Origin of the sequence: Vibrio sp. D54 (assembly GCF_021728075.1) — a bacterium.
Lineage (GTDB): Bacteria > Pseudomonadota > Gammaproteobacteria > Enterobacterales > Vibrionaceae > Vibrio > Vibrio alginolyticus.
Genome location: NZ_JAKKCS010000005.1, coordinates 216,272 through 239,383, shown reverse-complemented (window position 1 = coordinate 239,383; position 23,112 = coordinate 216,272). Strand labels below are relative to the sequence as shown.

General features: G+C 45.1%; 23 protein-coding genes. 11 read left to right on the top strand and 12 right to left on the bottom strand.

Annotated features, from left to right (window positions below):
- The 6 genes from rplB to rpmE form a co-directional block, all read right to left on the bottom strand.
- The gene (gene rplB / locus L3V37_RS09545) at positions 1–825 is read right to left on the bottom strand and encodes a 50S ribosomal protein L2 (protein ID WP_005383168.1); all 825 of its coding nucleotides are present in this window, start codon (positions 823–825) and stop codon (positions 1–3) included.
- 15 nt (positions 826–840) lie between these two features.
- Entirely contained in the window at positions 841–1,143 is a 303-nt protein-coding gene (gene rplW / locus L3V37_RS09540) for a 50S ribosomal protein L23 (protein WP_004398471.1), read from the bottom strand.
- Positions 1,140–1,742, bottom strand: a complete 603-nt coding sequence (gene rplD, locus L3V37_RS09535; protein WP_005379556.1) for a 50S ribosomal protein L4 — start codon at positions 1,740–1,742, stop codon at positions 1,140–1,142. Before rplD ends, rplW begins: the two co-directional genes overlap by 4 nt.
- 17 nt (positions 1,743–1,759) lie before the next feature.
- The gene (gene rplC / locus L3V37_RS09530; RefSeq protein WP_005379555.1) at positions 1,760–2,389 is read right to left on the bottom strand and encodes a 50S ribosomal protein L3; all 630 of its coding nucleotides are present in this window, start codon (positions 2,387–2,389) and stop codon (positions 1,760–1,762) included.
- Positions 2,390–2,403: 14 nt separating this feature from the next.
- Complete coding sequence (gene rpsJ / locus L3V37_RS09525) at positions 2,404–2,715, bottom strand: 30S ribosomal protein S10 (RefSeq protein WP_004410492.1); 312 nt, start codon at positions 2,713–2,715, stop codon at positions 2,404–2,406.
- A gap of 455 nt (positions 2,716–3,170) precedes the next feature.
- Positions 3,171–3,392 (bottom strand): 50S ribosomal protein L31, encoded by a 222-nt coding sequence (gene rpmE / locus L3V37_RS09520; protein ID WP_005379546.1) that lies wholly within the window; start codon positions 3,390–3,392, stop codon positions 3,171–3,173.
- A 296-nt stretch (positions 3,393–3,688) separates the two neighbouring features.
- Between rpmE and priA the strand changes: the two genes are divergently transcribed.
- The 7 genes from priA (at position 3,689) to rraA (ending at position 12,971) form a co-directional block, all read left to right on the top strand.
- Positions 3,689–5,893 (top strand): primosomal protein N', encoded by a 2,205-nt coding sequence (priA, locus tag L3V37_RS09515; protein WP_237306230.1) that lies wholly within the window; start codon positions 3,689–3,691, stop codon positions 5,891–5,893.
- A 303-nt stretch (positions 5,894–6,196) separates the two neighbouring features.
- On the top strand, positions 6,197–7,225 hold the full coding sequence (cytR, locus tag L3V37_RS09510; RefSeq protein WP_254901949.1) for a DNA-binding transcriptional regulator CytR: 1,029 nt from the start codon (positions 6,197–6,199) through the stop codon (positions 7,223–7,225).
- A 225-nt stretch (positions 7,226–7,450) separates the two neighbouring features.
- Entirely contained in the window at positions 7,451–7,999 is a 549-nt protein-coding gene (gene ftsN, locus L3V37_RS09505; RefSeq protein WP_017820300.1) for a cell division protein FtsN, read from the top strand.
- 115 nt (positions 8,000–8,114) lie between these two features.
- Positions 8,115–8,666 carry an ATP-dependent protease subunit HslV gene (gene hslV / locus L3V37_RS09500; protein ID WP_005383176.1) on the top strand — a complete coding sequence of 184 codons (552 nt, stop codon included), beginning with the start codon at positions 8,115–8,117 and terminating at the stop codon, positions 8,664–8,666.
- 23 nt (positions 8,667–8,689) lie between these two features.
- Positions 8,690–10,021: an HslU--HslV peptidase ATPase subunit gene (gene hslU / locus L3V37_RS09495; protein WP_006742475.1), complete on the top strand. Its 1,332-nt coding sequence runs from the start codon at positions 8,690–8,692 to the stop codon at positions 10,019–10,021.
- 1,449 nt (positions 10,022–11,470) lie between these two features.
- Complete coding sequence (locus L3V37_RS09490) at positions 11,471–12,388, top strand: 1,4-dihydroxy-2-naphthoate polyprenyltransferase (RefSeq protein WP_237306229.1); 918 nt, start codon at positions 11,471–11,473, stop codon at positions 12,386–12,388.
- Between the two features lie 76 nt (positions 12,389–12,464).
- Positions 12,465–12,971, top strand: coding sequence for a ribonuclease E activity regulator RraA (gene rraA, locus L3V37_RS09485; RefSeq protein ID WP_005379537.1), 507 nt, complete (start codon positions 12,465–12,467; stop codon positions 12,969–12,971).
- Between the two features lie 135 nt (positions 12,972–13,106).
- Here the strand turns inward: rraA and zapB are convergent, their stop codons facing one another.
- Positions 13,107–13,349 carry a cell division protein ZapB gene (zapB, locus tag L3V37_RS09480; protein WP_005379536.1) on the bottom strand — a complete coding sequence of 81 codons (243 nt, stop codon included), beginning with the start codon at positions 13,347–13,349 and terminating at the stop codon, positions 13,107–13,109.
- A 348-nt stretch (positions 13,350–13,697) separates the two neighbouring features.
- Between zapB and glpX the strand changes: the two genes are divergently transcribed.
- The 3 genes from glpX to L3V37_RS09465 all read left to right on the top strand — a co-directional run bounded on the left by glpX (position 13,698) and on the right by L3V37_RS09465 (position 16,221).
- Positions 13,698–14,705: a class II fructose-bisphosphatase gene (glpX, locus tag L3V37_RS09475; protein ID WP_047101877.1), complete on the top strand. Its 1,008-nt coding sequence runs from the start codon at positions 13,698–13,700 to the stop codon at positions 14,703–14,705.
- A gap of 384 nt (positions 14,706–15,089) precedes the next feature.
- Positions 15,090–15,710: a metalloregulator ArsR/SmtB family transcription factor gene (locus tag L3V37_RS09470; RefSeq protein WP_213885605.1), complete on the top strand. Its 621-nt coding sequence runs from the start codon at positions 15,090–15,092 to the stop codon at positions 15,708–15,710.
- Positions 15,711–15,870: 160 nt separating this feature from the next.
- On the top strand, positions 15,871–16,221 hold the full coding sequence (locus L3V37_RS09465) for a DUF3135 domain-containing protein (RefSeq protein WP_237306228.1): 351 nt from the start codon (positions 15,871–15,873) through the stop codon (positions 16,219–16,221).
- Here L3V37_RS09465 and L3V37_RS09460 read toward each other — a convergent pair.
- From L3V37_RS09460 to L3V37_RS09450, 3 genes are all read right to left on the bottom strand, one after another.
- Entirely contained in the window at positions 16,215–16,505 is a 291-nt protein-coding gene (locus L3V37_RS09460; RefSeq protein WP_080276962.1) for a GIY-YIG nuclease family protein, read from the bottom strand. The two genes, L3V37_RS09465 and L3V37_RS09460, sit on opposite strands and share 7 nt — an antisense overlap.
- Positions 16,506–17,478: 973 nt before the next feature.
- Positions 17,479–17,901: a DUF805 domain-containing protein gene (locus L3V37_RS09455; RefSeq protein WP_033905993.1), complete on the bottom strand. Its 423-nt coding sequence runs from the start codon at positions 17,899–17,901 to the stop codon at positions 17,479–17,481.
- Between the two features lie 162 nt (positions 17,902–18,063).
- Entirely contained in the window at positions 18,064–18,411 is a 348-nt protein-coding gene (locus tag L3V37_RS09450) for a 5-carboxymethyl-2-hydroxymuconate Delta-isomerase (protein ID WP_237306227.1), read from the bottom strand.
- 269 nt (positions 18,412–18,680) lie between these two features.
- On the opposite strand from L3V37_RS09450, the gene tpiA reads away from it, so the two are divergent.
- The gene (gene tpiA / locus L3V37_RS09445; RefSeq protein WP_005384863.1) at positions 18,681–19,451 is read left to right on the top strand and encodes a triose-phosphate isomerase; all 771 of its coding nucleotides are present in this window, start codon (positions 18,681–18,683) and stop codon (positions 19,449–19,451) included.
- Between the two features lie 95 nt (positions 19,452–19,546).
- Here tpiA and L3V37_RS09440 read toward each other — a convergent pair whose 3' ends face one another.
- Positions 19,547–20,713 (bottom strand): nucleotide sugar dehydrogenase, encoded by a 1,167-nt coding sequence (locus tag L3V37_RS09440; protein ID WP_237306226.1) that lies wholly within the window; start codon positions 20,711–20,713, stop codon positions 19,547–19,549.
- A gap of 151 nt (positions 20,714–20,864) precedes the next feature.
- On the bottom strand, positions 20,865–22,964 hold the full coding sequence (locus L3V37_RS09435; protein ID WP_237306225.1) for a YjbH domain-containing protein: 2,100 nt from the start codon (positions 22,962–22,964) through the stop codon (positions 20,865–20,867).
- Positions 22,965–23,112 lie beyond the last annotated feature (148 nt).

The window sequence follows — 23,112 nt, the reverse complement described above, 5'->3', positions numbered from 1 at the left end:
TTACTTGTTACGACGACGTACGATGTACTTGTCAGTGCGTTTGTTCTTACGAGTCTTGAAGCCTTTAGTAGGCATACCCCAAGGAGATACTGGGTGACGACCACCAGAAGTACGGCCTTCACCACCACCATGTGGGTGGTCAATCGGGTTCATTACAACACCACGAACCGTTGGACGGATACCGCGATGACGTGATGCACCTGCTTTACCAAGTTCACGTAGCATGTGCTCAGAGTTACCAACTTCACCGATTGTTGCACGGCCTTCAGAAAGAACTTTGCGCATCTCGCCAGAACGTAGACGGATAGTTACGTACGCACCGTCGCGAGCAACGATTTGAGCGTAAGCACCAGCCGAACGAGCTAGCTGACCACCTTTACCAGGCTTAAGTTCAACGTTATGTACTGTTGAACCTACTGGGATATTACGCATTGGTAGAGTGTTACCAGCTTTGATTGGTGCATCAACACCAGACTGAATAACATCACCAGCTACAACACCTTTAGGTGCTAGGATGTAGCGACGCTCACCGTCTTTGTAAAGAACTAGAGCAATGTTTGCGCTACGGTTTGGATCGTATTCAAGACGCTCAACTGTCGCTGGAATACCATCTTTAGTACGTTTGAAGTCAACTACACGGTAGTGGTGCTTGTGACCACCGCCGATGTGACGTACTGTGATACGACCCTTGTTGTTACGACCACCGTTCTTAGAGTTTTTCTCTAGAAGAGGTGCGTATGGCTTGCCCTTGTGTAGGTCAGCGTTAACAACTTTAACAACGTGACGACGACCAGGGGAAGTCGGCTTACATTTAACAATAGCCATTTTTAACTACTCCTGTTATTCCGCGCCGCCAACGAAGTCAAGATCTTGACCTTCTTTCAAAGTAACGTACGCTTTCTTAACGTCGCTGCGGCGACCTTGGCGTAGACCTTGACGTTTGGTCTTACCCTTAGTGATAAGAGTATTTACAGACTTAACTTCAACTTCAAATAGCTTTTCTACAGCTGCTTTGATCTCTTTTTTAGTCGCATCTTTAGCTACTTTGAAAACGATAGTGTTCGCTTTCTCAGCTGCCATAGTTGCTTTTTCAGAGATGTGCGGTGCACGTAGAACTTTTAGGATACGCTCTTCAGTGATCATGCTAGCATTTCCTCTACTTGCTTAACTGCTTCTGCAGTCATTACAACTTTGTCAAACGCGATTAGAGATACTGGATCGATACCAGCAACATCACGTGCGTCAACTTTGTATAGGTTACGAGCAGCTAGGAATAGATTCTCATCTACTTCGCTAGTCACGATTAGAGCGTCAGTTAGCTCAAGCTCTTTAAGCTTAGCAACTAGCTCTTTAGTCTTTGGTGCTTCAACTGAGAAGTTATCAACAACGATTAGACGCTCTTGACGAACAAGCTCAGAAAGAATGCTCTTCATAGCACCACGGTACATTTTTTTGTTTACTTTTTGGCTGTGATCTTGTGGTTTCGCAGCAAAAGTAACACCACCTGTACGCCAGATTGGGCTACGAATTGTACCAGCACGCGCACGGCCAGTACCTTTTTGACGCCATGGCTTAGCGCCACCGCCAGAAACTTCTGAACGTGTTTTTTGAGCACGAGTACCTTGACGAGCACCTGCTGCGTACGCAACAACTACTTGGTGTACAAGAGCTTCGTTAAACTCACGTCCGAAAGTAGTTTCGGAAACAGTTAGTGCATCGGCACCTTTAACCATTAGTTCCATTACTTACTCCTGAGACGTTATGCTTTAACAGCTGGTTTAACGATCACGTTGCCGCCAGTTGCGCCTGGGACTGCACCTTTAATAAGAAGCAGGTTGCGCTCAGCGTCAACACGTACGATCTCTAGGTTTTGAGTCGTTACACGCTCAGCACCCATGTGACCTGCCATTTTCTTGCCTTTAAATACGCGACCTGGAGTCTGACATTGACCGATAGAACCAGGAGCACGGTGAGACAATGAGTTACCGTGAGTCATATCTTGAGTACGGAAGTTCCAACGCTTAACAGCGCCTTGGAAACCTTTACCCTTAGATGTACCAGTAACGTCTACTTTCTTAGTTTCGTTGAATAGTTCAACAGTTAGTTCTGAACCAACTTCGAACTCTTCGCCGTTTTCTAAACGGAATTCCCAAAGACCGCGACCAGCTTCAACGCCAGCTTTAGCAAAGTGACCTGCTTCAGCTTTGTTTACACGGTTAGCTTTCTTAGAACCAGCTGTAACCTGGATTGCTGCGTAGCCGTCAGTTTCAAGAGTTTTCACTTGAGAAACACGGTTAGCTTCAACCTCAACAACTGTTACTGGGATAGAAACGCCTTCTTCAGTAAATACGCGGGTCATGCCCACTTTACGACCGATTAGACCAATCATACTTCTAATCTCCCTTAACCTAGGCTAATTTGAACGTCAACGCCCGCAGCAAGGTCTAGACGCATTAGAGCATCAACAGTCTTGTCTGTTGGCTCAACGATGTCGATTAGACGCTTGTGAGTACGGATTTCGTACTGGTCACGTGCTTTCTTGTTAACGTGTGGAGAGATAAGAACTGTGAAACGCTCTTTACGAGTTGGCAGTGGGATTGGACCACGAACCTGTGCGCCAGTGCGCTTAGCTGTTTCAACGATTTCCGCTGTAGAAGCATCGATTAGTTTGTAATCGAAAGCTTTTAGGCGGATACGGATACGTTGGTTCTGCATGAGACAGAGCTCCAAATTTAATAAATTACACAAACAATATCGCCACTCAAACTCGTCAAGACGAGAGAATGCCGATTGATTTATGTGAAACCGTAGCATCCAAGATTAGGACGCATTGTCAGTTAATTTTCGATTAACTATCCCTATATGCCAAAGTCACCTTTGAGGATAGTTTTTCCGAAGAAAAGATAGCTAATTGTATTAACCGCGAACATAAGCTGAGTATACATTACCTCACAAATCCTTAGATTTGCTCGCTCCTCACTGCTCATTGGTTCACAACTGGCTTAACCAGTGCGCTGCATTATACAGATCACACTTTAGGTTGCAAGCGCTGAGTGAAAAATAATCGGGAATATTCCAAACCCTATACATTCCTCTTCGCTTGGTAGCCATTAAACAAAAAGGACGCCGAAGCGTCCTTTTCTAAACTGTAATCGTAATAGCGGCTGCTATTATTTCTTACCGCTTGATAGTGCACCGAAACGCTTGTTGAAGCGATCAACACGGCCGCCTGTATCAACGATACGTTGCTTACCAGTGTAGAATGGGTGACACTTGTCACATACGTCTAGGTGGATAGACTCTTTACCTAGAGTAGAGTTGAACTCAAAAGAGTTGCCGCAAGAACAAGTCGCTTTTACTGCTTTGTATTCTGGGTGGATACCAGCTTTCATGGGATAACCTCAATAGTAGGCCGTGTCGCTATACGAATCTAAGCCGCACACCACACGCAATTAATAATAAAATGGGATACCGCATCAACTAATTGCCGAAGCCATATCTCAAGGCGCGATATAGTAAAGAATCACATTGCTCGGATCAACACATTTGGCAACTTTTTCGCCACTTTTTTAGCCAGACTAATCATAGAGGCACGATTCACGCTGAATCGCATTGCTTTACTCGAATTTCCATACCGATTTTAATAGACTCTCATTTCCTTTCCCTCTTTTTTAATAGCTAAGAATTTATGCGTCCAACCATTGCTAGAGTGGCATTACCCGTTCCGCTCGACAAACAATTTGATTACGCCATTCCGGGGCACCTGTTTCCGATCATTGGTGGACGCGTTTCCGTACCTTTTGGACGCCAAACGTTAGTTGGCATCGTCACCGCGATGGTTAATCACTCGGACTTTCCCAAAGATCAACTCAAGCCAATCAAAGCAGTTCTTGATTCTCAGCCGATATGGTCTGAAAAGCTTTATTCGTTGCTGACTTGGTGCAGCCAGTTCTACCAATACCCACTTGGAGATACGCTACACAATGCGATGCCAGCAGCTCTACGTAAAGGAAAGCCTGCAGATTTTGCGACGCTACAAGAGTGGCAAATTACCGAATCCGGTAAAGACAAGCTGATGCAAGGGCTTGATCGTCGAGCGGTCAAACAACAGAAGGTCTTGCAAATGTTGGTTAACGGCGCTTTGCCTCACCAGGAATTTGTCGACCAAGAGATAGCCTCAACAGTACTAAAGTCTTTAGAAGAGAAAGGCTGGATTGAACGTATCGAGAAGAGGCATGTAATCACCCAGTGGGGACAGCACGTTGAATGCGACGTCGAGAAGCCAAAGCTCAACCACGAACAAGCGCTGGCTATTGCGAGTGTAAATAGCCAAACAGGTTTTGCCTCCTATTTATTAGAAGGCGTCACGGGCTCAGGTAAGACAGAAGTGTACCTCAACCTGATCAAGCCGGTCTTAGAGAAAGGTAAACAAGCCTTGGTTTTAGTACCAGAGATTGGCTTAACGCCCCAAACCATCAACCGCTTTAAACGCCGTTTTAATGTGCCAGTTGACGTCATCCACTCCGGGTTAAACGAGACGGAGCGCCTGAATGCGTGGCTTTCTGCACGCGACAAAGCGGCCGGAATCATTATCGGCACACGCTCTGCCCTACTCGCGCCTTTTGCTGATCTCGGGATTATCATTGTGGACGAGGAACATGACACCTCTTACAAACAGCAAGATAGCTTGCGTTATCATGCACGCGATGTTGCTGTAATGCGCGCTCATAAAGAACAAGTTCCGATTGTTCTGGGCTCAGCCACACCTGCACTGGAGACATTGCACAATGCCTTGTCAGGCAAGTATCACCATTTAACACTAACCCAACGAGCTGGCTCTGCCGTACCAACCACCAATAAAGTGTTAGATGTAAAAGGTCAGTATTTAGAAAGTGGCTTATCTGCCCAACTGATTGCCGAAATGCGCAAGCATTTAAAAGCTGGTAATCAAGTAATGTTGTTTCTTAACCGCCGAGGCTTTTCGCCCGCTTTGATGTGCCATGAATGCGGTTGGATTGCAGAATGTAAACGCTGTGATGCGTACTATACGTTCCACCATTACAGCAACGAAATACGCTGCCATCACTGCGGCTCACAACAACCGGTAATTCATCAATGTCAGGGGTGTGGTTCAACCCAATTGGTTACCGTCGGCGTAGGAACGGAACAACTCGAACAACAATTGGCTCAGTTATTTCCAGAATACAACGCCATTCGCATCGACAGAGACAGCACACGTCGCAAAGGTAGTTTGGAAGATGCCCTTGAATCGATTCGTAAAGGTGAACATCAAATTCTGATTGGCACCCAAATGCTGGCTAAGGGGCACCATTTTCCAAATGTAACGCTCGTTGCTCTTTTGGATGTTGATGGCTCTCTCTATAGTAGTGACTTCCGCGCTTCCGAGCGACTAGCGCAGTTGTTTATTCAGGTCGCAGGTCGTGCCGGCCGCGCAAGTAAACCTGGCGAGGTTATCCTACAAACCCACCATCCTGAGCACAGCTTGCTGCAGGCCCTGCTTCAAAAAGACTATCGCCACTTTGCTATGACGGCTCTGGAAGAACGCAAACTGGCTCAGCTTCCGCCTTATAGTTTCTTGACTCTGTTTAAAGCAGAGGCGAACCAAAGTGAGGTAGTTGAAGACTTCCTGCGTCAGGTTCGCTTTACGTTAGAGTCACACCCTCTGTTCGATGATTCCTGCATGGTGTTAGGCCCTACTCCTTCACCTTTGGCCAAGCGGGCTGGTAAATACCGTTGGCAACTATTACTGCAAACTCAGCATCGTTCATTGATGCAAAAGTTATTAACCAGTGCCAAACCTGCTATTGAGTTGTTGCCAAATGCTAAGAAAGTACGCTGGAATTTAGACATAGAACCACAAGATCTCAGCTAGCAAACGTTTAACTATGTAATGAATTACCATTTAATGTGACCAGAATCACACCAAGATTACAATTTTTGTTAAACAGACCGTAACTTTCACTTTAGAAATGAATAGACTATCCAAATTAGAAAAGTCTAAAGTGACTTGTTTGCACAGGCTTAGATTAAAACAATGACTATTCCCACAAATTGATATCGCGGTGAAGAATCCATTTTCCCACTCGTTAACACGAACTGAGCGAAGAGCAAACACAGCTCTAACTCGGTTTGATTACTCTGATTTCAAACCGGAATAACGTCATCTTGGCAAAAAATAAATGAGAGGTTAAAAACTATGGCGACAATGAAGGATGTTGCCCAGCTTGCGGGAGTGTCTACGGCTACGGTATCTCGAGCCTTAATGAATCCAGAGAAAGTCTCTTCTTCTACAAGAAAGAGAGTAGAAGATGCCGTACTTGAAGCGGGTTATTCTCCAAACTCATTAGCGCGTAACTTACGTAGAAACGAATCAAAAACCATTGTTACTATCGTTCCCGACATCTGTGATCCTTATTTTTCTGAAATTATTCGCGGTATTGAAGATGCAGCCATGGAACATGGCTATCTAGTCCTGCTGGGTGATAGCGGACAACAGAAGAAACGCGAAAGCTCTTTCGTTAACCTCGTATTTACTAAGCAGGCAGATGGAATGCTACTGCTTGGTACAGATCTACCATTCGATGTCAGTAAGCCAGAGCAAAAGAACTTACCTCCGATGGTAATGGCGTGTGAATTTGCGCCAGAGCTCGAGCTTCCGACAGTACATATTGATAACCTGACCTCAGCATTTGAAGCGGTGAATTACCTGACTCAATTAGGTCATAAACGCATTGCTCAAATCTCTGGACCAGATACAGCAATATTGTGTCAGTTCCGCCAGCAAGGCTACCAGCAAGCCCTGCGCCGTGCCGGCATCAATAAAGATCCACAATATAGTGTCATTACTGAGTTCTCTTTTGATGGCGGAGCAAAAGCCGTTCGTAAACTGCTCGAATTGCCAGAACCACCAACGGCTATTTTCTGTCACTGTGACACAATGGCCATCGGCGCAATTCAAGAAGCGAAAAAGCTTGGCTTACGAGTACCGCAAGATCTCTCTGTTGTGGGCTTTGATGACATTAACTTCGCTCAGTACTGCGATCCACCGTTGACCACCATCTCTCAACCTCGCTATGAGATTGGTCGACAAGCGATGCTAATGATGCTCGAGATGTTAAAAGGCCACGACGTGCATTCAGGCTCGCGTCTGCTTGAAACTAATCTCGTCATTCGTGGAAGTGCAGCGCCACCACAGCGCCCTTAACCTAAAGATTAGGTATTCATCCCCAAAGCGGTGCTAAGGCGCCGCTTTTTTATTTACCCCTCCTGCTTTTTGTGTATCCCTGAATAAATGTAAGTGAGAACGGAAACACACTCCTACACTCGGGCGTTGTCGCGCTTTAGCTATCAAGATTCTATCAATAGGGTGTTTTCTCAACTCGTTCTGGATTAACATATTTGCAAGAATCCTTGATGACCAGAAATAACCGTGGCAAACAGAGATTATGTAAGACGGGGGCGAGGCGCCCCAAAAAAGTCGACAAAAAAACAGCCGCCGAGAAGAAAAAAACCTTGGCGCAGTGGCCTGCTCGCTATCTTGCTTGTGGGCGGTTTTGGCTATGGTCTTTACCTTTTGAGTAGCGACCCAGAACCTAAACAACCAGTCGTGAAGCAGCCAACAACCACTGTAAGCAAACCAAAGCCGAAAAAAGACTTGCCGCCACCACCAGAAGAAAAATGGGAATATGTTGAGTCACTACCGAAACGTGAAGTTGAAGTTGTGGCCAAAGAAATTGAAGTTTCTAAAATTCCTTACATCATGCAGTGTGGCGCGTACAAAACTCAGGCACAAGCCGAAGAGCGCAAGCTTGCAATCGCGTTCCAAGGGATGTCGAGCAAGATTCGTAAGAAAGAAGGCAGTTCATGGTATCGCGTGGTGCTAGGTCCGTATAAGTTCAAACGTGATGCAGAACGTGACCGTCATAAACTGCAACGCGCGAAAATCGAGCCGTGTGCGATTTGGAAAGAAAATCTTTAAACTCAGGCCCTAGGAACTAAGATCCTAGGGCCTTTCTTTTTGCCCCCTTGAATCCCCATTTCTCCTCCCCCATATACTGAATTAAATCCAAAGAGAAATAATCAAGAGGTCGACTGTGACTACCATTGTATCTGTACGTCGAAATAATAAAGTCGTCATCGCGGGTGATGGCCAAGTATCTCTAGGCAATACCGTAATGAAAGGTAATGCGCGCAAAGTTCGCCGCCTATACAACAACCAAGTACTAGCGGGCTTTGCCGGCGGTACTGCGGATGCCTTCACCCTTTTTGAGCGCTTCGAAAGCAAACTGCAAATGCACCAAGGTCACCTAACCAAAGCGGCAGTTGAGCTAGCCAAAGACTGGCGTAGCGATCGTGCTCTGCGCAAGCTCGAAGCCTTACTTGCCGTTGCCGACGAAACCGCATCGTTAATCATTACCGGTAATGGTGATGTCGTACAGCCAGAACACGACCTGATTGCGATTGGCTCTGGTGGTGCTTACGCACAAGCTGCCGCAACCGCCCTACTAGAAAACACAGATCTAGATGCTCGTGAGATCGCGGAAAAAGCTCTCAATATCGCGGGTGATATTTGTGTCTTCACTAACCATCACCACACGGTAGAAGAGCTAGACTCAACAGTAGAGCCTGAAAAACCAACCGCGTAATCGTAACGAAGTAAGGAAAGAATATGTCTGAAATGACGCCTCGCGAAATCGTTCATGAATTGAACCGCCACATTATCGGTCAAGAAAAAGCCAAGCGTTCGGTTGCGATTGCACTTCGTAACCGCTGGCGCCGCATGCAGCTTGAAGAAAGCCTGCGTGCCGAAGTGACGCCAAAAAACATCTTGATGATTGGCCCTACTGGTGTTGGTAAGACTGAAATCGCACGACGCCTCGCAAAACTGGCAAATGCCCCTTTCATCAAAGTTGAAGCGACAAAATTCACCGAAGTGGGTTACGTTGGTAAAGAAGTTGAAACCATCATCCGTGACCTAACAGATGTCGCTGTGAAAATGACGCATCAACAAGCGATGGAAAAAGTGAAATTCCGCGCAGAAGAACAAGCGGAAGAACGCATTCTTGATGCGCTACTGCCACCAGCACGTGATAGTTGGGGTCAAGCAGAGCAAACGGAAGAGTCTTCTCACACTCGCCAGATCTTCCGTAAGAAACTGCGTGAAGGCCAACTAGACGATAAAGAAATTGAAATCGACGTAGCCGCACCACAAATGGGCGTAGAGATCATGGCGCCTCCTGGTATGGAAGAGATGACTAACCAGCTGCAAGGCATGTTCCAAAACCTAGCAGGCGACACTAAGAAAAAACGTAAGCTGAAAATCAAAGACGCAATGAAAGCGTTAGCGGAAGAAGAAGCGGCGAAACTGGTTAACCAAGAAGAGCTGAAAGAAGCAGCGATTTTCAACGTTGAAAACAACGGCATCGTATTTATCGATGAGATCGACAAGATCTGTAAACGCGGCGAGAGCTCAGGCCCAGACGTTTCACGCGAAGGTGTTCAGCGCGACCTACTTCCATTGATTGAAGGCAGCACGGTATCAACCAAGCACGGCATGGTAAAAACAGACCACATTCTGTTTGTTGCATCTGGTGCATTCCAAGTGGCAAAACCATCTGACTTGATCCCAGAATTGCAAGGTCGTCTACCAATTCGTGTTGAGCTAGAAGCACTAAGCAGCAACGACTTCAAACGCATTCTGACAGAACCAAAAGCCTCTCTAACAGAGCAGTACGTTGCGTTGATGAAAACGGAAGATGTGGACATCGAATTCACAGAAGACGGCATCACGCAAATCGCGGAAGCGGCATGGACGGTCAACGAAAGCACCGAAAACATCGGTGCTCGTCGCTTACACACCGTAATGGAACGCTTGATGGATGAAATCTCTTACGACGCAGCGGAGCAATCTGGCGCGAAGTTTGTTATCGATGCCGCTTATGTGAAAGAGCGCCTAGGCGACACGATTGAAGATGAAGATCTAAGCCGCTTTATTCTTTAACCGCAATCTATCCCACCAAAGCCCAGAACCTTGTTTCTGGGCTTTTTGTTTAGAATGGCGGCCACTGTCACAACACCTAAATCAAAAGATCTCGCATTCTAGCGAGCTTAAGCGAGACTAAGAATCTACTAACAGCAGACGCCTATTCTTTCTCTCTCACCTTTACCACTGCAAAATCGGATGATAGATTCTGAATCACACTCGTTCCTCGCTGTTCAGAATGACGGTGACTTAGACAACATCTAGATCAAAAGCTCTCGTCATTCTAGCGAGCTTAAGCGAGACTAAGAATCTGCTAACAGCAAACGCCTTTCTTTCCCACTCACCTTCACCACCGCACAATCGGATGATAGATTCTGAATCACACTCGTTCCTCGCTGTTCAGAATGACGGTGACTTAGACAACATCTAAATCAAAAGACCTCGTCATTTTAGCGAGCTCAAGCGAGACTAAGAATCTGGGAACAGCAGACGCCTATTCTTTCCAACTCACCTTCACCACTGCACAATCGGATGATGGATTCTGAATCACACTCGCTCCTCGCTGTTCAGAATGACGGTGACTTTGACAACATCTAAATCAAAAGACCTCGTCATTTTAGCGAGCTCAAGCGAGACTAAGAATCTGCTAACAGCAAACGCCTTTCTTTCCAACTCACCTTCACCACTGCACAATCGGATGATCGATTCTGAATAACCTCGTTCCTGGCTGTTCAGAATGACGGTGACTTAGACAACATCTAGATCAAAAGCTCTCGTCATTCTAGCGAGCTTAAGCGAGACTAAGAATCTGCTAACAGCAAACACCTTTCTTTCCCACTCGCCTTCACCACTGCACAATCGGATGATGGATTCTGAATCACACTCGCTCCTCGCTGTTCAGAATGACGGTGACTTTGACAACATCTAAATCAAAAGACCTCGTCATTTTAGCGAGCTCAAGCGAGACTAAGACTCAGCTAACAGCAAGCTCCTATTCTTTCCCACTCACCTTAACCACTGCACAACCGGACGATAGACTCTGAATCACACTCGTTCCTCGTTGTTCAGAATGACGGTGACTTTGACAACATCTAAATCAAAAGATCTCGTCATTCTAGCGAGCTCAAGCGAGACTAAGAATCTGCTAACAGCAGACGCCTTTCTTTCCAACTCACCTTCACCACCGCATAATCGGATGATCGATTTTGAATCACACTCGTTCTTAAGAATGACGGTGACTTTGACAACACCTAAATCAAAAAAGATCTCGTCATTCTAGCGAGCTCAAGCGAGACTAAGAATCTGCTAACAGCAAACGCCTTTCTTTCCCACTCACCTTCACCACTGCACAACCGGATGATAGATTCTGAATAACCCTTTGACTTCTAGTTGAGTTGTTTTAGGTCAATAGCGTATCTGCCTCTTTGTGCTTATACTGGGCACATTGGTTACTAGCACGAAATTTCCATGAAACAATCTCTACAGATCTGGCTTGAAGCCGCTCGTCCAAAAACATTACCTCTGGCATTGGTTTCTATCTTAACAGGTAGCGTGCTCGCCTACTCGGCGGGTCATTTCTCACTGACGATTGCCATCATGGCTTTCGTAACCGCGACATTGCTGCAAATTCTGTCCAACCTGGCAAACGACTATGGCGATGCCGTTCAAGGTACAGATAACAACAAACGCCTCGGCCCATTACGAGCGATGCAGTCAGGCGCGGTAAGTGCTAAACAGATGAAACAAGCGATTATCTTTAACATCGTTCTGACCGCCATTTCAGGCTTGGTGTTAGTTTTCTATTCACTAAGTTCACTGGAAAGCATTGTTACTTTTATCGGGCTGGGAATTTTGGCCATTCTCGCAGCCATTGCTTATACCATGGGTAGCAAACCATACGGTTACGTGGGGCTTGGCGATATATCAGTGTTCTTGTTTTTTGGTTTACTCGGCGTATCCGGTACCTACTTCTTGCATACCGGTCACGTAGACACCACGCTATTCTTACCTGCTTTAGGCTGCGGTTTACTCGCTGTTGCAGTACTCAACATCAACAATATGCGTGATATAGAGAACGACCGAGAGTGTGGTAAACGCACGGTGGCGGTACGCTTAGGTCAACGTAAAGCCAAGCAGTACCACTTTATCTTACTTGGCGGAGCTATCCTTGCCTTTGCGGCTTACTTGTTAATTCAAGACAAACCCGTTTGGATTAGCTTGCCATTTTTACTTAGTATTTATTTCGTGGCCGATCATGGTAAAGCAGTTTGGCATACACAAAAGCCCGCTCAGATAGCACCAATGATGCCAGTCATCGTGAAATGCTCTCTAGTCACCAACGTTTTGTTTGCAACAATTGTGGTAGCTCAAACTCTAGTGAGTTAAAAAAGGATTGTCATTGCATTGACTTAATGCCTAGATATACTCAAAGACAACCAATTTCTGTTTAGAAAGGTACGCTATGGAATACAATACCTCAGCACTCTGTGATATCTACCTCGACCAGGTAGATGTGGTTGAACCAATGTTCAGTAACTTTGGCGGTCGCGCTTCATTTGCCGGGCAAATCACCACCATCAAGTGTTTTGAAGATAATTCGTTGATCCGCGAGACATTAGAGCAAGATGGACTTGGTCGCGTTTTGTTAATTGACGGTGGCGGTTCCCTACGTAAAGCCCTTATCGATGCAGAAATCGCAACCATTGCGGAAGAAAACGAGTGGGAAGGCATTGTCGTTTACGGCTGTGTTCGTGAAGTAGATGAACTTGAAGATATGAACTTAGGCATTCAAGCCCTCGCTTCTATTCCTGTTGGAGCGACCAGTCAGGGTATTGGCGAATTGGATGTACCAGTCAACTTTGGCGGCGTTAGCTTCCTTCCAGAAGATTACATTTATGCTGATAGCACCGGAATTATCCTGTCGCCAGAACCATTGAATATTGATTTAGAGTTGGATGAAGAAGCATAACGAGTCTTAGGCGCCTAAGTTATAGGGCCTTCTCTTGGCTCTTAGCGCCTAGCCTTGTCTTAACATTTTCTACTTCCCTAAAACACAAACACCCGCTTAACGCGGGTGTTTTTAATTTGGAATGAAGAAGCTGAATTATTCCACTTCGTCCATTTTGCCAAGTAGTGCACGAATGCGCTCTTGCCATTGTGCGTGCTCTTGCTGTGCTTGTTGTGCTTTTTGCTCTAGCTCTTCACGTTGAGAGCGAAGCTCGTTAGCTTCTTCCGCAAGTTTAGCTTTATCTTCTTTCAGCTCTTCGACTTCCATCTGAAGAAGAGTGATTGTGTCAACTGCAGTTTGAATTTTAGATTCTAGTTGTTCTAGTACTTCAAAAGACATCTTGGCCTACCTATGTTATTCCGTTGGGACGATGTGCGAGATTGATGCACACCTAACCTATATAAGGTTCATTCTACTCAGCGTCGCGATGAGAAACACTCACTATATTCGATATTTTGCATCATTCGGTCAAAAAATCAGCGCAATCTCACTAAACGCTGACTTTTCTTGTCGCCGAAGCATTTTTGAGCAAGGATTTTGCGTCCCGCTACTCTGAAAATCGCCCTAAGTATTGATCAAATTCAAGTTAGATAAAGTAAAAGCCTCGCAAAAAGGCAAACGTTTACTCGACCTTGTGATAGAATCGCCGCGCAAATTCTTCTTCCCTCTTGCTTACTTGGAGACATCATGAAACGCGATTTAGCAATGGCATTTTCCCGTGTGACTGAAGGTGCAGCTCTGGCTGGTTACAAATGGCTTGGCCGTGGCGATAAAAACGCAGCCGATGGCGCAGCTGTTGAAGTTATGCGCACGCTACTGAACAAAACAGATATCAGTGGTGAAATTGTCATTGGTGAAGGTGAAATCGATGATGCGCCAATGCTGTACATTGGTGAGCAAGTGGGTATTGGTGGTGATGAAGTAGATATTGCAGTCGACCCGATTGAAGGAACGCGTATGACGGCAATGGGACAATCGAACGCACTAGCCGTACTTGCCGCAGGTGAGAAAGGCAGCTTTCTTAAAGCGCCAGATATGTACATGGAAAAACTGGTTGTTGGCCCTGGTGCAAAAGGCGTAATTGACTTAGAAAAGCCGTTAAAAGAAAACCTAGAGAACGTAGCAAAAGCCCTGAACAAGCCACTTGATACCCTAGTCGTTATTACCCTTGCGAAACCTCGCCACGATAACGTTATTGCAGAAATGCAAGCAATGGGCGTACGTGTCTTTGCGGTGCCTGATGGTGACGTCGCTGCCTCTATTCTAACTTGTATGCCAGACAGTGAAGTGGACATGATGTACTGTATTGGCGGTGCGCCAGAAGGGGTTGTATCAGCAGCGGTAATTCGAGCGCTAGACGGTGACATGCACGGTCGCCTGCTTCCTCGTCATGAGGTAAAAGGCGATACTGAAGAAAACCGCATTTACGGTGCAGATGAACTAAAACGCTGCGATGAAATGGGCGTAAAAGCGAATGTTGTCCTCAAAATGGAAGACATGGCTCGTAGCGACAATGTGGTATTTTCAGCTACAGGCATCACTAAAGGTGACTTGCTGGAAGGTATCTCTCGTCAAGGCAATATTGCAACCACAGAAACGCTGCTCGTACGCGGTCGATGCCGAACTATTCGCCGCATCAAATCGACTCACTACTTAGATCGTAAAGATCCAGAAGTGCGTGATATTATTCTTTAAGCATTTCTCGAGGCTCTCGCTCAGTCTGAGCTTGAGCCTTTCTTTCCGCACAACCGGGCAATAGATTCTGAATCACTCTCGTTCCTCGTTGTTCAGAATGACGGTGACTTTAATAAGCTCTAAATCAAAAGAACTCGTCATTCTAGCGAGCTCCAGCGAGACTAAGAATCTAATAGTAACAAGCTCCTATTCTTTCCTGACCACCTTAACCACTGCTCAACCAAAAGATAGATTCTGAATCACCTCGTTCCTCGTTGTTCAGAATGACGACATATATTGGCTCATATGAACATAGCCCTACAAATCCACACTCAAATTAAGTCAACACTTTTCTTTACTAACCCTATCGCGCATAATATGTACTGACGTATAAATGGTGGGTATATGAAGACCGTAGATAGGATATTGCAAATCGTTAAGCGTGATGGCTCCGTCACTGCAAAACAACTCTCTTCTGAGCTAGGGATGACAACCATGGGGGCTCGTCAGCACCTGCAAAGTTTAGAAGATGATGGCATTCTTTCTATCCATGACGTAAAAGTAAAAGTTGGTCGCCCTGCTCGTCATTGGTCTCTCACTCAAAAAGGTCATGAGCAATTTGCTGACCGTCACGGTGAGTTGACCATTCAGTTTATAGAAGCTGTCGAACATATCTTTGGCAAAGATGGACTGGAAAAAGTCACATCAGAAAGGGAAAAACTCACGTTACAAAGTTATCGTCAGCATCTTGAGCAATGCGACTCTCTGCAAAGTAAACTAGAAACACTTGTCACATTAAGAGAGCAAGAAGGCTATATGGCAGAGCTCGAGAAAGATGAGAACGGATTCATCTTGATCGAAAATCACTGTCCGATTTGTAAAGCCGCAACTCGCTGCCCAAGCTTGTGCCAATCAGAATTAAGTGTCTTTCAGTCTTTACTTGGGCATGACACCAAAGTAGAGCGTACCGAACACATCATTAGTGGCCAAAGACGCTGCGTTTACCGCATCCAACAACTGCAGTAACCACCACAACCAAACATCGACATGCCGCACTTATTCAATCTCAAGCTTGAAAGCTTCTCTTATAAGTGAGACGGCTGAAGAATTCATCCTCTCTCCTCTTTCTAGTGGTATAGGCTTTTAGTAACTAAAGGCAACTTCCATAAGGATTTGGAGAGCATCGATGTCTAATCTACGTCATATCCCATCCCAAACGCTTCCTCCATTCGATGAAATGGTTCGAATGGCAGAGCGAGACCCAGAAGCTTTTGAGCAATTTCGTCATGAGATGGCGAAAGAGATGATCGAGAGCGCATCAGAAAATATGAAAGAAAGATTGTGGGCTCAACAAAGCCACATCGATAGAGTCATCAGAACGTGTAAAAACCCTCATCACACCAATGTGGTATTGATGAACGAGTTGCAAAAACAGGTCGTGAAGTTCAAAGCAGCGCTACAAGGGGAAGCCGCACCAACACAAAAAGCGGATGTGGTTAGCTTAAACGCGTTTAAAGATAGGGATGATTTTTACTGATACTCAGTAGATAGATCGAGAAAGTTAGGGTTCGTTTCTCTCACCAAGGCTAACTTCCACTCACGCTTCCACTGCTTGAGCTGCTTTTCTCGGTTTATAGCATTAGCCATATCGTCGAATAACTCAAAGTAAACGAGCTTATGAACGTTGTATTTCTTAGTAAATCCTTCCACCACTCCATTTTTATGTTGCCATATTCTTTGGGGCAGCTGACTGGTAACACCTATGTAGAGAACGGCGTTGTTATTTGACGTTAGGATATAAACGCAAGGTGTCTTATCGATGATTCATTCTCCTTCATTATTCGCTGTTACTTTTCCATTGTAATTGACTTTAACAACCTCTAAACCAAAGGGGAGCGTCATTCTAGCGAGCCTTGGCGAGACTAAGAATCTCATAACAGCAAGCTCCTATTCTTTCGCACTCACCTTGGCCACTGCGCAATCGGACGATAGATTCTGAACAACACTCGTTCCTCGTTGTTCAGAATGACGATGACTTTAAGAGCCTCTAGATCAAAAGAGTCCGTCATTCTAGCGAGCCGCAGCGAAACTAAGAATCTGGTATCAGCAAGCTCCTATTCTTTCCCGCTCAGCTAACCACTGCTCAGCCGGATGATAGATTCTGAGTCACCTCGTTCCTCGCTGTTCAGAATGATGATGACTTTAACAGCCTCCAAACCAAAAAGGATCGTCATTCTAGCGAGCCTTAGCGAGACTAAGAATCTAGTAACAGCAAGCCCCTATTCTTTCCCGCTCGGCTTAACCACTGCTCAACCGGATGATAGATTCTGGACCACGCTCATTCCTCGTTGTTCAGAATGACAGTGGCTTTCACAGACTCTAAATCAAAGGAGCTCGTCACTCAATCGAGCTGTAGCGAAACTAAGAATCTGGTATCAGCAAGCTCCTATTATTTCCCGCTCAGCTTAACCACTGCTCAACCGGATGATAGATTCTGAATCACGCTCGTCCCTCGCAGTTCAGAATGACGGTGAGTTTAACAGCCTCTAAATCAAAAGAGCTCGTCATTCTAGCGAGCCTTAGCGAGACTAAGGATCTGGTATCAGCAAGCTCCTATTCTTTCCCGTTCACCTAAACCACCGTACAATTGGATGATAGATTCTGAATCACGATCGTCCCTCGCAGTTCAGAATGACGGTGAGTTTAACAGCCTCTAAATCAAAAGAGTTCGTCATTCTAGCGAGCCTTAGCGAGACTAAGAATCTACTTTCAGCACGCACGGTACTTGAAGCGATTACTCCGGCTCAGGGCCATATTGGTTTGGTCCTGATGTTCCCTTTAAGAAACCACATTCAATTAGAATCCATAAACCACAAATCAGAGAAATGGAAGCGACGAACATCTGTGGGGTCGACGGCTCTTGCGCGGCAGGGCTAGTCATTGGCGTGGCAATTCGTCCGATAATCAGCGGAATATTCAGTGCTAGCCAATAGATCGATTTGTTGCGGTCGTGCCAACGCTTGGTGGTGATCGCCAAATCAGGGATCAACAGAACCACCAAGAAAATAGGAAGAAGCACATAGGAGAGAGTAGGAAGCAGTTGGCTGATACCGGCACCAAAGCCTAGAATGGACACATAGTAAATTACGTTCCAAATCCAGTAGGTTTTACGGTCTATACGTCCTTGAAAAGAAAACAGTAACTCTTTAGTCGACATCAAATTTTACCCCAAAGTAGAAAGGTTATAGATTAGCCGAGTCGATATAGTTTGGAAAGGACACCGATAGCTTGGGTGCCCACAACACCCTTATAACAAGCAGAGCAAGGCTGAGAATTCGTAACAATAACCCCTCGCTATTCTCGGGCAATTCAGCGCAACCTAGTTCACTACCTTTTGGAAGCTATCTATATCCATGTCTCGGATATTGACCGTTAAACTGTGCACGTAACTAGCTTGCTCTTGAAGTGTCGCCATCAAGGCTCGTGACAGTTCTCGCTTTTGTTCTTGGGAGCGACCAGATAACAAATCAAAGTTGATATGGATAAAATCGAGGCTATCTCCCTCCTCTCCTATTAACCAATTGTGGCACCGGAGCGTTCTAGATTTCACCGACGCGAGTTCAAAAAGGCCACTTTCTAACGCCGTTTTATGTAAATCCTCCAGCAACCCCTGAACATTGACGCGTTCTTCCACCGAGTTTGAATACTCTAAAACGAGATTTGGCATTTTGACTCCTTTCTACAACAATTAATTCCAGCGCGTAGTAATACCAATCTCAGCAGCAATTTCCGAGGAATGAACTATCATTCTGTCTACGCGATCACCAATCGGTTGCTTTTGACAAAAATAACAGGATCGATGCTTGGTCGAATCAGCAAAGAAAGCCGGACAAGACATGACGCCAATCATGATCTGTTCACATTATTCTGTTATATTCCTACGTAGATTTTTTACATTAATTGACTATTTACATTAAAGATAAGGGAGATATTCCTATGCGTCGTCCTGTAGTGATGGGTAACTGGAAACTAAACGGCAGCAAAGCAATGGTAACTGAGCTGCTAACTGGTCTTAACGCTGAACTTGAAGGCGTTGAAGGTGTTGACGTAGCAGTCGCTCCACCAGCACTTTACATCGACCTAGCAGAGCGCGTAATCGCTGAAGGCGGTAACAAGATCATCCTAGGTGCTCAAAACACTGACCTAAACAACAGCGGTGCGTTCACTGGCGATATGTCTCCAGAAATGCTGAAAGATTTCGGTGCTACTCACATCATCATCGGTCACTCAGAGCGTCGTGAATACCACAACGAATCTGACGAGTTCATCGCTAAGAAATTCAACTTCCTAAAAGAAAACGGTCTAACTCCAGTTTTCTGTATCGGTGAATCTGAAGCGCAAAACGAAGCTGGCGAAACTGAAGCAGTATGTGCACGTCAAATCAACGCAGTTATCGACACTTACGGTGTTGAAGCTCTAAACGGCGCAATCATCGCTTACGAACCAATCTGGGCTATCGGTACTGGTAAAGCAGCAACAGCTGAAGATGCACAACGCATCCACGCTTCTATCCGCGCACTAATCGCAGCGAAAGACGAAGCAGTTGCAGCACAAGTAATCATCCAATACGGCGGTTCTGTTAAGCCAGAAAACGCTGAAGCTTACTTCTCACAACCAGACATCGACGGCGCTCTTGTTGGCGGCGCTTCTCTAGACGCGAAAAGCTTCGCAGCAATCGCTAAAGCAGCGGCTAAAGCAAAAGCTTAATCTCGTTTTTACTGAGAGTAAAAATAACAAAGGGATGCATCATGCATCCCTTTTTGTTTGTGTACTAGATTACACACGATCATCTTAACTAAAGTCTAATCACTACCAAATAGGTCTCGCGTGTACACCTTATCAGCCACATCAGTAAGTTCTTCAACCATACGGTTAGAGACAATCACATCGGCACTGTGTTTAAACTCATTCAGATCGTTGATTACACATGAGTTAAAGAACTCGTCTTCCTGAAGTACTGGTTCATACACCACCACTTCAATACCCTTTGCCTTGATACGCTTCATAATACCTTGAATAGACGAAGCGCGGAAATTATCTGAGCCAGCTTTCATTATCAAACGGTATATCCCAACCACTTTAGGTTCTCGTTTGAGAATAGACTCAGCAATAAAGTCTTTACGAGTTCGATTTGCTTCCACTATGGCCCCAATAATACTGTTTGGGACATCTTGATAGTTTGCACGAAGTTGCTTGGTATCTTTTGGTAAACAATAACCACCATATCCAAATGAAGGATTGTTGTAGTGGTTACCAATACGGGGGTCCAAACCAACACCTTCGATAATTTGGCGAGAATCAAGATTATGCGCCTCAGCGTAAGAATCTAACTCATTGAAATAAGCTACGCGCATTGCAAGGTAAGTATTTGAGAACAACTTAACCGCTTCAGCTTCTGTAGAATCAGTAAACAAAACTGGGATGTCTTCTTTTACCGCCCCTTCAACTAGAAGATTGGCGAATGTCTCAGCACGTGCACTGCGCTCACCAACAATGATGCGAGATGGGTGGAGGTTATCGTAAAGTGCTTTGCCTTCGCGAAGAAACTCTGGCGAGAAAATAATATTTTCACAACCTAACTCTTGCTTAATGCGTGCAGTATAACCCACAGGCACTGTAGACTTAATTACCATTACAGCATTTGGATTAATCGCCATTACATCTTTTATCACCGCTTCGACGGAAGCCGTATTAAAGTAATTGGTTTGTGGGTCATAATCCGTTGGCGTTGCTATAACAACAAAATCAGCACCTTTGTAGGCGAGCTCTTTGTCCGTGGTAGCAGTAAAGTCTAGTTCTCGATTAGACAGAAAATCTTCAATTTCTTTATCCACAATGGGTGAACACTTGTTGTTAAGCAACTCAACTTTTTTTTCTACAATATCAAGTGCAACAACTTGGTGGTTTTGGGCTAACAACATCGCATTAGAGAGCCCGACATACCCCGTACCGGCAACCGCTATTTTCATTCCAATACCCTAATCTTTAGTTCTTATATCAGAATATCAATAGTTTTAATTTTTGGATAGTGAAACAATATTGTGCAACCTAAGCTTCACACATTAGAAAATAAAAAAGCGGCACATTGGCCGCTTTTATACATCGTACTGTTCTATGGGTTTAGTCTAACTGAGTTGATAAGTAACGCAGGTAGGCGTTACGTAAGCGAATCTTATTCTCTTCAAAGTAATCGCTACCATAACGACCACGGTTGAAGTAACGACGTAGCATGCTGTTGTCCATGATAAGCTCATCACCTTGTCCATCACTTAAGAAATTGACGTCATTGCCTACTCGCGTCATCACATTAAAGTCATAAGCTTCGTTACCTCGAACCTGCAATAAGCCAGGAGACATATCACGCCAAGGTGTTAGTGGTAGCTTGACTGACACAGCGACAAACTGCTCTTCATCAGTATCTTTGTACTTAGTAACCTGATAAGTAGCAGAAACCTCAATATCCTCAAACCAATGCGATGTTGTTAGCTTAGCACCAACATCGCCCCGCCAAAACTCACCCGCTGTCGCGTTAAACTGCCAATCCCATTCGGGCATTGAAAAAGTATAGCGAGCTAGCGAAGTTTGACGATCGAGAGTTTCATAGCCATTTTCATCTTTCTCATCGACGTGCTGGAAGTAGCTCATTTCCAAACTCAAAGCGTGCGCACCAGACTGAGAAAACCATGTAGACTCACTTCTCGCGCCAATATAATCTGTTTTCGCCAGACCGACGGATACTTGGTTCGCAATATCGACATAAGGTAAACGGAAGAATTGGTGCAACATTGCGCGTTCGATATCATTTTCGTAAGCACTATCCTCAAAGTATCCCCATTTTTCATAATCGTCAGTTTCCGCTAACGGCAAAATATGGCGAACATCGACAGCCGCGCCAGACCAAAGGTAGGTATATAAGTTACTCGACATCGCAAAAGAGTAGTCATAAACACCAAACTCGGTCGCAACGGCATGACGAACCATTGGTGAAAAGACAAGTTGAGAGTCTAGTGCGCCGCTATTTACGCGCTCTGTTTTCCAGTTAACCAACTCAAGTTTTTCGGCTAAATCTCGTGTCGTGAACTTAATATCCTCGCACGCAGCAGAACCATTGATAAAACTCTGATAGCACGTTGAATTCGCTTGCACACTAACAACGGGCTTTTGGTTTGCGAGCATAAATAGCTCAATACGCTCTGAATCACCACCCACTTCTGATACCGCGTTTTGACCTAGGTGGCTAGAGATGATCCCCATAGCAACACCTAAACCATCTACTTGGTTATGGTTATAACGACGGTTTTCTAGCGCCACTACTGTTGTTTGATTCAGCAAACCGATTTGAATATTCACAAAGCCTTCATTACGAAGCGCGCTCACTAAAGCAGAAATAGAAGCCTCTTTAGCTTTATTCTGCTCCAAAGACAGCTTTTCCATTAACGTGAGATTATTGCGCGAGTAATCGCGAGAACGTGTATACCCAGTAACTAGAGGTACTGAAAGTGCCGCGTTCCAAATATTTTGTTCATCAGTATTGTGGCCAGAGTAAAGCTGATAACTGAGCGAGGCTGTCACATCATAAGGCAATGTGCCTTGTGGGGTAAAAAGCTTGACCGAAGAATTAAACTCCACAGCATCGTATTCTCCGCTAACCTGTAAAAAGCTCAATGGTTGATATTCAATACCACCGAATGGGCCATCCATCACACCTAATTCAATATCAGAAAGCCCATAACCTGCAGAAACGCGAACCGGAGCAAAGTCGAACGAGTAATCTGCAACTACGTATTTAGTGCTGAACTGATTTCCGGCGCCACCCAAATCCTGAATACCTAGAGCAAAGTCGAGATTCTCCGAACCCCAAAAGTTAGGGACCTGATACTTGAAAGACATAGATAAATCACGAATGTCTCCACAATCATAAAAACAGTTGGAGGTGTAATCATCTGTGACGATTCTTCCGTGAGCTTCTAACCCCTCAAGCAAGCCAAACGAAAACTTAAGAGAATCTAAATCTTGAACTGCCGTCCTAAATGGTAAGCCTTGAGCGTACGTAAAAGAAAAATCGCCGTAATTTAAAGACTGTGCATTGGGCGTAAAAGTCAATCCGGTAAAGCTTTGGTTCGAAGGCAGCGTCGCCAACTCCTGAGCGGTAAGAGAAGTACTTACCAGTAGCGGCAGCGATAATGCTGCTATCCCTGTTTTTATCGTTTTCTGTGCCATCAGTTTTAGCCACTGTTAATGTATTGAATACAGAAAAAGGCACTCAGAAGTGCCTTTTTGAGATTACGACATGTTCACGTTACGCTCGTAGTAAACAAACCAACACTGCGAGCACCAAGACAACATATCTTATTAATTTTTCTATTAT